Raw genomic sequence first — 1762 nt, 5'->3', positions numbered from 1 at the left:
TAAAACAGACTAATTTTAGATGAAAGATTCTATAATAAATCTGGAGAAACAAAAATAATTGAAAACATTTGAGCATGGAGATAAAAAACGCTTAACGAAGGATATTTCAAAAGAGATGGAGCAAAGGATTCAAAAATCAATAAAGCTTGTTCAAAAAAATATAAGGTGGATGCATTAGCATTAGGAGAAGTATATAAGCGGAATAATTATAAAGAATGAAAGAAAATAAGTAAGAATTGGGATCAAGGTGAAAATTATTTTAGTAATGCTGACATTAATGTTTATGTTCATCCAGTAATTGAACATTCAGGCTCAGCTTTACCGAAGAGAGTGAAATAAGGTGATTTAAGTCGTTAGCGGATTACAAATACGCTAAACGATATTAATGCTGGTTCTGCATTTTCAATCAGTGCAGACTTATGTACTTTAAACGTGATTAATAAATTATATTTGGCTTATTATGATCCTTTGGTTAGCACTAGTTAGAGTTATAGTAAAAATATTAAGTAGAAACGACTTATTTTTAATAATAAGAGGAAATATGTTACTGAAAAGTAAGGAGACAAATTATTACTTTTCTAAAGGGTAATTAGGTTCGTACAATGATGCATTAAAGTGATTCATAAGGGATTCTGAATGCTAAGAGAGTGAGAATGCATTACAAAAGAAAGGTGCATAGGCGCCTTTCTTTTTTGAAGGGATTTTTTGTTACGAGTTAGTACAAAATTGGGTTCAGGGGGTACTATAAAATTTTAGCTTGATGGCGATGGGGTAGCATCCACCGTCTATCAACATCACTACACCTATATTTAATACTGCGTTACGTGCCTTTAATCAAGTGAAAAACAAGACCCATTTTGTAAAAACTGAAACCAACGTTTTCTAAACTGAACTTGAGCCATATCTGCATGAACATGGGCCTCCATTTTTAAAGCTTCTGGTATAGGTCTAGGATGTTGACTTTCTACAATAATTTGATCCTCTTTTAGTACTCTTAAACTAAATTTAGCTAAAATTTGGTCTAGTAAAGGGAAGTACTTTAAAAATGTCCTTCCGGTATATCCCATAATTAATGTCTCTTCTTCATCAATTGGTGTAAACGTAATATACTGAATAAATGACTCATTCTCCTGTTTGCCACTGTGAAGCATCCACTGATGTGGGAATTTGTATTCAAGGTAAGCATCACCATTTGAGAATATAAACTGATCCAGTGTTCCCTCCAGCTTATAATTGGTTGATTCGGCTTTTGTTTTTCTACCAATCGTTTTTTTATGTACATAAGCAAGATGAGCAATATCCAGCACAGATTCGATTGATCGAGTAAGGTGTGCATTCCAAGTGGCGTGGAAGAAAGAGAGTTTAAAAGGAGTGTTCTCCATTACATGAAAAGTTTTCCATTCAGATGGATTTTCCTCACTATCAGGGTATATCCAAATCAACCCAATCTTTTCTTTTACAGGGTATGAGAAGGTATGAGCAAATTTCGGGATAGGTTTATTGGGTTGGGATGGAATTCTTACACAAGTACCACAACTATCGAACTCCCAACCATGGTAGGGACAGACTAGTTTACCATTTACTACTTGTCCCAGTGATAAGTCAGCGCCACGATGAGGGCAGTAAGGTGATAGAGCCTGAACTTCGCCTTTTTCATCCCGATATAATACAAAATCTTTGCCAGCAACTCTTTTTTTTACTGGAATCTTTTTTATATCTTTTACATAACTCACAGCATACCAATTACGTGGGAATACTCTAT

1 protein-coding gene and 2 pseudogenes are annotated in these 1762 nt (G+C 34.3%); 2 read left to right on the top strand and 1 reads right to left on the bottom strand.

Annotated elements, in window-relative coordinates; all coding sequences use genetic code 11:
- Positions 1–79: 79 nt before the first annotated feature.
- A pseudogene (locus tag ACQGS6_RS27845) lies at positions 80–339 on the top strand (Ger(x)C family spore germination C-terminal domain-containing protein); the annotation flags it as partial.
- Between the two features lie 181 nt (positions 340–520).
- A pseudogene (locus ACQGS6_RS27840) lies at positions 521–589 on the top strand (HXXEE domain-containing protein); the annotation flags it as partial.
- Positions 590–830: 241 nt separating this feature from the next.
- Here the strand turns inward: ACQGS6_RS27840 and ACQGS6_RS27835 are convergent.
- Positions 831–1762, bottom strand: a 932-nt coding sequence (locus ACQGS6_RS27835) for a Rieske 2Fe-2S domain-containing protein (protein ID WP_426965985.1), incomplete at its 5' end; no start/stop codon positions are given.

It is taken from the genome of Bacillus sp. GMs2/2, from assembly GCF_050172095.1.
Lineage (GTDB): Bacteria > Bacillota > Bacilli > Bacillales > Bacillaceae_G > Bacillus_A > Bacillus_A cereus.
Note: the sequence above shows the minus strand (reverse complement) of the source record. Positions and strands in the feature narration are given on the sequence as shown.